The organism is Amycolatopsis sp. NPDC051372, assembly GCF_040682095.1.
GTDB lineage: Bacteria > Actinomycetota > Actinomycetes > Mycobacteriales > Pseudonocardiaceae > Amycolatopsis.
In genome coordinates this window covers 1-1,531 of record NZ_JBFBAF010000100.1, presented here as the reverse complement: position 1 = coordinate 1,531, position 1,531 = coordinate 1, and the positions used below count along the sequence as shown (strand labels likewise).

The window sequence follows — 1,531 nt, the reverse complement described above, 5'->3', positions numbered from 1 at the left end:
TAACTTTAATAAGGAGATATACCATGGGCAGCAGCCATCACCATCATCACCACAGCCAGGATCCGGGGGACGAAAACCTCTATTTCCAGTCGGCCGGCACCCCCGCCGCCGCGACCCCGGCGACACCGGTCGCACCGGCCACACCCGCCACACCGGCCGCGCCCGCGACCGGTCGCGAGGCGATGCTGCTCCGCGCCGGGCACAACCCGGTGCTGCTCGACCACACGGAGGTGGAGCTCGACCTGCTCACCGACTCGTGGTTCGAGCGCACCGACTCCTTCGTGACCGACCGGATGGCCGCGCTGGCCACCCAGGTCGCAGATCCGGGCGGCGCCCCCGTCGCGCTCCCCGGCTGGCTGCCGCTGCCGCACGCGTCCTGGACCGCCTCCGGCCGCTCCGCCGAGCTGCGGCTGTGCCGGTCGTGGCCCGGCCGCCGGGGCGTGGTCCTGCACAACGACCTCTTCCCGACCTGGCAGTTCGCGCTCGCCGAGGCCGGCCTGCGGGCCGTGCGGATACCCCGCGAGGACGACGCCCCGACGGCCGACGCCCCCGCGACCGGCGACGGACGGCTCGCCGGGCTCGCGGCCCTGCTCGACGAGCACGGCGACGCGGTGTCGTTCGTCTGCCTGGAGCTGAGCACCAACGCCGCCGGCGGTCTCCCGCTGTCCCTCGCGGCGCTCCGCGCCACGGCCCGTACCCTGCGCGAACGCGGTGTGCCGCTGGTGCTCGACGCCACTCGGGTGGTGGACAACGCCCTGGCGGTCGCCGAGGCGCAGGACGCCGACCTGTGGCGGACCGTCCGCGATCTGCTGGACACCGCCGACGCGGTGACGGTGAGCCTGTCGAAGAACTTCGCCGTCGGCATGGGCGGGCTGGTCGCCACCCGCCTGGGCGACCTGGCCGAACGCCTCGCCGAGGACGAGGACGCCTACGGCCGTCAGCTCGGCCGCCAGCAACAGGCCGTCCTCGGCGCCGCGCTGGCGGACACCCCGCTGATCGGCGACCTGGTCCGGCGCCGCGCCGAACAGGTCCGCACCCTGCACCAGCGGCTCGTCAAGGCCGGTGCCCCGGTGTACGGAGGGCCGGGCGCGCACTGCGTCCTGCTCGACCCGCGCCGCGACGAGGCCTTCGCCGGCCTGACGCATCCCGCGCCGGCCCTGCTCGCCTGGCTCTACCGGGAGACCGGGGTGCGCGGCGCCCCGCACGTGGGCGACGACCCGGCGGGCCTGGTCCGCCTCGCGCTGCCGATCGGCCTGTCCGACCCGGACGCCCAGACGCTCGCCGACCGGCTCTGCGACTGCTTCGCCCACCGCACCGGTGTGGTGGACCTGCTGCCGACCGGACCGGCGGCCACGCCGATGGCCCTGGCCCGCGCCCGGTTCGAACCGGTGGAGCGGATCCCCGAGGACGTCCGGGCCGCGCTCGCCGAGGGCTACTAACATTTAAGTAAGTACTCGAGTCTGGTAAAGAAACCGCTGCTGCGAAATTTGAACGCCAGCACATGGACTCGTCTACTAGCGCAGCTTAATTA

General features: G+C 73.3%; 1 protein-coding gene. It reads left to right on the top strand.

Translation table 11 applies throughout. From position 1 onward, the window contains the following. Positions 1-23 precede the first annotated feature (23 nt). Positions 24-1,439, top strand: a complete 1,416-nt coding sequence (locus tag AB0M56_RS50530) for an aminotransferase class I/II-fold pyridoxal phosphate-dependent enzyme (RefSeq protein WP_364190842.1) — start codon at positions 24-26, stop codon at positions 1,437-1,439. Positions 1,440-1,531: the final 92 nt, after the last annotated feature.

Coding starts and splice junctions, on each gene's coding strand:
- AB0M56_RS50530 (WP_364190842.1), top strand. CDS start 24: ATGGGCAGCAGCCATCACCATCATCACCACAGCCAGGATCCGGGGGAC.